This window comes from Vibrio genomosp. F10 str. 9ZD137, from assembly GCF_049974785.1.
In the GTDB taxonomy this organism is placed as follows: Bacteria; Pseudomonadota; Gammaproteobacteria; order Enterobacterales; family Vibrionaceae; genus Vibrio.
This window is the reverse complement of sequence record NZ_JBNGCJ010000848.1, coordinates 1-5,129: the sequence shown is the minus strand read 5'-3', so window position 1 is coordinate 5,129 and position 5,129 is coordinate 1. Positions and strand designations below refer to the sequence as shown.

Below are 5,129 nucleotides of genomic sequence, written 5' to 3'. Positions count from 1 at the left end.
CACATTCCCAGTACAGCGACAGGAAGACCCAGTAAAATATCTCTTGCTCGAGCATTAAAAATAATACCGATGGAGATAGAAAGAATGAATACGCCCAAAATGTGCATCCAGTTTGGAACGTCATTCAGGTAAGTTGCTGTCTCACTATGCCCCCAAATTGCTTCGCCAATATTCAGCCCCATGACGATTCCAACAAACAGCTTGATTAAACTCAGCGCACTTTGCCCCAGAAGGCTAGTCCCTGAAACAAGGTCATTAAATGCTAAGCATTCCAAGGCATTGGCTATAGAAAGTCCTGGAACAAATAAAATAATGGCTGCAATGCATAAAGCCCAAACGGGTATGGGTAATCCTGTGCTCGCAATAAACGCCACTAATACACCAGTCACCAGTGCTGAAATAAACTCAACGGCAATGCTGCGACGCCCTTTACACACTAACTGACAAACCCAAACCATAAATCCTAGAAACACAGAGAAAGCAACAGCTTCCATTGTGCTGCCAACAAGCATCAAATACGCGGGCGGAATTCCCATGTTTGCCAGCGCTACGACCCATTTAGGGTATCCCACTGGTTCAGGCAAAGGTTCACTGCTGGGTTGGTTGATGCGTATGATCGTGTTCGCAAGCAAACTCAAGTTTATTGACGCTGGCTTCAACCGTTTCATGACCACCACGTTATTGTCATCAGGAAACTGGTAATTGATGGTCGTCGGAGTCGCTTGAATCATAACGTCGACGTCATGTTTTCTAGCGTAATACTGTGTGTATTTTTCAACTTTATAGGGCGCACAACCACTGCGGTGTAAGGTGTCTCCAATTTCGACGATTTTGGATATTCGATATTGTGAAAGCATGGCTTTGAAATCAACAAGCGAAAGGTGGGCCTAAGGTACCAAAGCGCTCTATTGTTGACGAGAAATATTGCGCTAATTTTCTCAGTCTTGTTAATTTGGCCTCCATCATTGAACAAAGTTGACTTAAGTCATGCTTTCATAAAATTTAGAGTTATTTACTTAGGATAACCAATTGTTACATTTTAGATCGATTATTGTGCAGTAAAGCCAGTGTGACTGGTATATAAAGGATGTATTCGATTACAAGATGTAAGCCAGTTGTTAACGAAAATAACCACTGTAAATGTGAACGTTTTTTGTTGTTTATTTGCACTTGCAATCGTGATTAAAAAAGCGACAATAGCGCAAAATGAGTTTGCAAAAATGAAAGGAAGCAAATCGTAGGTCACTAAACGAGGCGTGTATTATGAAGTTAATTATTATTGCAATGATATCTATCTTTGCGGGTGTTGCATCAGCGGAACATTTCCATTCTTTCGTTCTCGGTCTGACGATTTCGACGCTTGCTGTCGGCAGCTGTTACTGGTTCGCATTTCGCACAACGCGCTTTCCTGAACTTGTGTTACTGTTACTTTTCTTAGGCATGTTTGCTAAGTTGATGGTGACCGTCGTCGGTATTGTATTGAGCGTATCAGCCGAGTTGATCACTTCCCCTATGATATTTGCGATGTCTTATTTGTTTTTCTCTATGGTGGCGACCTATTTATGGTTCAACTATCGAATGAAAAAAACGCCGCATTGGACGACACTTATTTCTCGCTACGCCAACGCTAACTAAGCGAGCATAATCAAAATTCTTTCAATGACCGATAGCATGCTATCGGTCATTTTGTTTTAATAGGAAGAACTTTGGTGCTTTGTTCGCCACTGTGTAACTAAAATCAAATTTTCGTAAGGATTGGTAAAGCCCTCATTTATCTTCCTTGCTTTTATATATACTCCTAACAACACCTATTTCACTTGGCTAAAATATGATTAATCTGGATTTACGATTCGCTGGTGCTTTACTCTCAACCGCTCTTCTCTCACCTTTCGCAATAGCGGCACCAACCATCGTGCCTGATGCACCCGTCTTGGGTGCAAACGGGTATGTGTTGATGGATTACCATACTGGCAAAGTACTGGTTGAAAAAAATGCTCATACCAAGTTAAACCCTGCCAGTTTGACTAAATTAATGACCGCGTATGTTGCAGGGCAAGAGATAAAAGCGGGTAACATTGGTAAACACGATCAAGTGGTTATTAGTAAAAATGCCTGGGCAAAAAAGTTTCCTGATTCATCAAAAATGTTCATCGAGGTGGGCAAAACTGTCGACATGATGGATCTATACCGTGGTTTAATCGTGCAATCGGGCAATGATGCGAGTGTCGCGATTGCTGAGCATGTCGCTGGCTCTCAAGATTCTTTTGTAGCACTTATGAATTCATGGGCACAACGTTTGAAGTTAGAGAATACAGCGTTTACTAACCCTCATGGCTTAGACAGTAATGGTCTCTATTCTACCCCTTATGATATTGCGACTTTGGGTCGTGCGATCATTCGAGATCTACCGAATATTTATCCACTGTACAGTGAGCGCTCTTTTAAGTTCAACGGTATCACACAATACAACCGTAACGGCCTGCTGCGTGACCGAAGCATGAATGTCGATGGCATGAAAACAGGCTACACGAGTGGCGCAGGTTATAGCTTAGCCAGCTCTGCCACTAGCGGAGATATGCGCTTAATCTCTGTCGTCATGGGTTCAAAAAGTACCAAGAGTCGCGAAGCTGAAAGTAAACAATTGTTGAGTTATGGGTTCCGTTTCTTTGATACCGTTTCTCCAAACTCTGCAGGCGAAGAAATTGCTAGACCAAGAGTGTGGATGGGGTCAGAAGACAGCGTTTCTGTTGGTGTTGATCAAGATGTGTTTATTACACTGACGAAAGGTGAGATCAGTAAGCTGACCGCAAACATTGAATTAGACGGCGAGTTAACAGCGCCAATTCGCAAGAGTGATGTGCTGGGCAGTGTTTCTTACCTAGTTGATGGAGAGCAGGTTGCTCAATCTTCACTGGTCGCGTTGAATGATGTTGAAGAAGGCAGTTTCTTCAAAAAAGCACTGGACTGGTTTAAACGTTTAATTACTAGCTTCTTTGGCTAAGCATAAACGCAATAACCCAGAAACGTAATAACACCTTTGATTCGAGAGGCCATAGTCACTATGGCCTTTTTTGTGCGTGTGAGGTTTGCCCTAAGTGGATTCAGTGTTAGTTATCCGTGTGTATCAACTAGGCCTATTAACCATGCATAGGCATCGTGTAAGTTAAGGGCGAAACATTGGTCAAAACCTGACGGCTATCTGACATTGTGCACATGGATTACAGCAGAATTCATCCATATTTAGAATGTAAGGGAGCTTCAACGTGCAGTTTAATCAGATAGATAGAGATGCTTTATACAACACTTGGATGTCACAGAAAGCCAAGATGCGCTTGACGCAGATGGAAATGGCCAAAAAAATGGGAATGACACAAGCCGAGTTTTCAGCCATATTGAGGGGGAACGCTCCGATCTCTTTGGAGTTTATCCACCAGTTTTGCACTAAGCTACATATTGAACCTTACCGAGTAGTCCCGTCTTTACAACGTGCGAGCCAATCTGCACAGCAACTGGTGACGTTAAAAAGCACGATGTCTGTCGACGGCGAAATCCAACGTGTGTATGCACAAGGTAATCAAGTCATTGTTGAGTATGTTCATACGGTCGCTTAATGGTGACGTTAATGGGTCGATAGACCTGTTGGAAACCCAATGGGTCAACGGAAGACCGTGACAACCTGAGGCGAAAAATACGGTATGTTGGAGAAAGAAAACCTAGTCAAGCTGGCAAGAACGCCAATGCCATTTGGCAAGTATTCTGGAAGAGCGTTAATCGATCTACCGGAGGAGTATTTGTTGTGGTTCGATAAGAAGGGATTCCCTAGCGGTGAGCTTGGTGATCTTCTTCAACTTTGTTTGGCATTGAAAATTGAAGGGCTCGACAGCGTTGTTCAGCCGTTAAAACGAATGTGAATGAAGTCGCCACAAAAGAAGGGAGGCAATGAAGAGGAGATAAGGCCATGAATGAGGCTATGTAAAGTCTGAATTTATGGTTTTAGGTGTTTTTAGAGTTTTTTAAACTATCTAAATTAATGAAAGGTTCTAAATAGAGTATCTATTGGTTTATTGACTGATTATACTTGCCCTAGTTTCATTACTCACGGTTATCTTTCTTGCTTAAACGTTACTATCAACTATTCATTCTTATCGCATTGTCGCTATGTTCGCATATCGTGACGGCACAGGAATGCATGGATTTTAGTGGCAACCAATCCGCTGTGTACGTCAATTTGTCAGAAAATTGCGAAGCAGGCGATCAGATGAATCAAGAATCTGATACTGGCAATGCTAATGCCAACGCTAAAGCTAAGACGGATATCGACGATCCCATTTCATTAGGGGATGACGGTTTTACCTTTAACGATCATAACGAACCATACGCAACGTCGTTTGTTCGTCGTATCATTAGCGCGGATAACTGCGCTAGTAATGGTATTGAGCCAAGCTATTACCTTTTAGTGGCGTTTTTATCCCCTGTGTTACTGGATATCGCTCGCTCAGATGTTCAATTACCAGACCCTTCAGCTCATTGGACAAGCTTCACTTTGGCAAGTTCTCGTCTTTCCGGTTGGAAAGAAACCAATGCTTTGTACACCCATCAACACTCTCGCACTTAGTGATTCATTTCTCAGGTCGTTACTGACCATTACGCATTGAAATACTATCTGAACTACGACATTGTTAGGCTGATTCTATCGCTTATCTCAGTGAGGTATGCGCCGTTAGCGTGAATGTTGTGGTGCCTTTCAATGCACAGTTTTAATCTATTGAGAGATAGAGTTGCAAATGAAAAAGAAAACGCCCCATAAAGTCATCAACCGCTATGCGATCTGGAAATATGTGGTTCTGATCGTCACCATTATCGTGATGACATTCAGCGCGCTACCATCGTGGTATGGCGAAAACGCTGCTTTACATATCAGTTCTCGTGATCAGGCCACGCCCGATGCTACCTTTATAGCAAATCAATTAAGTCAGGTTGATATTACGCCACTGAGCATTCAGCAAGACGGCAATCGAACGATTGTTGTATTGGATGACGAAGCTCAACAGAGCCTAGCTAGAGATACGCTCAGTGATGTGCTCAATGACGATATCACTATCGCTCTGGCTATGGAGGCCGCCGCACCC

General features: G+C 42.8%; 6 protein-coding genes and 1 pseudogene. 6 read left to right on the top strand and 1 reads right to left on the bottom strand.

The genetic code is table 11. The annotated features are described in order from the left end of the window. Positions 1-857: threonine/serine exporter family protein (locus tag ACP45E_RS19160; RefSeq protein WP_069585442.1), on the bottom strand; the 857-nt coding region annotated here is incomplete at its 3' end. A 406-nt stretch (positions 858-1,263) separates the two neighbouring features. On the opposite strand from ACP45E_RS19160, the gene ACP45E_RS19155 reads away from it, so the two are divergent. The 6 genes and pseudogenes from ACP45E_RS19155 to secD all read left to right on the top strand — a co-directional run. Continuing rightward, the gene (locus tag ACP45E_RS19155) at positions 1,264-1,635 is read left to right on the top strand and encodes a hypothetical protein (protein ID WP_017034736.1); all 372 of its coding nucleotides are present in this window, start codon (positions 1,264-1,266) and stop codon (positions 1,633-1,635) included. Positions 1,636-1,828: 193 nt separating this feature from the next. Next, on the top strand, positions 1,829-3,001 hold the full coding sequence (locus ACP45E_RS19150; protein WP_017037605.1) for a D-alanyl-D-alanine carboxypeptidase family protein: 1,173 nt from the start codon (positions 1,829-1,831) through the stop codon (positions 2,999-3,001). A gap of 262 nt (positions 3,002-3,263) precedes the next feature. After that, positions 3,264-3,611, top strand: coding sequence for a helix-turn-helix domain-containing protein (locus ACP45E_RS19145; protein ID WP_017037606.1), 348 nt, complete (start codon positions 3,264-3,266; stop codon positions 3,609-3,611). Between the two features lie 84 nt (positions 3,612-3,695). Further along, entirely contained in the window at positions 3,696-3,911 is a 216-nt protein-coding gene (locus ACP45E_RS19140) for a DUF3820 family protein (RefSeq protein ID WP_017037607.1), read from the top strand. A 200-nt stretch (positions 3,912-4,111) separates the two neighbouring features. Beyond that, a complete protein-coding gene (locus tag ACP45E_RS19135) occupies positions 4,112-4,615 on the top strand; it encodes a hypothetical protein (protein ID WP_240492279.1) in 504 nt (167 codons plus the stop codon). 169 nt (positions 4,616-4,784) lie between these two features. Beyond that, positions 4,785-5,129: pseudogene (secD, locus tag ACP45E_RS19130) on the top strand (protein translocase subunit SecD); the annotation flags it as partial.

Coding starts and splice junctions, on each gene's coding strand:
- ACP45E_RS19155 (WP_017034736.1), top strand. CDS start 1,264: ATGAAGTTAATTATTATTGCAATGATATCTATCTTTGCGGGTGTTGCA.
- ACP45E_RS19150 (WP_017037605.1), top strand. CDS start 1,829: ATGATTAATCTGGATTTACGATTCGCTGGTGCTTTACTCTCAACCGCT.
- ACP45E_RS19140 (WP_017037607.1), top strand. CDS start 3,696: ATGTTGGAGAAAGAAAACCTAGTCAAGCTGGCAAGAACGCCAATGCCA.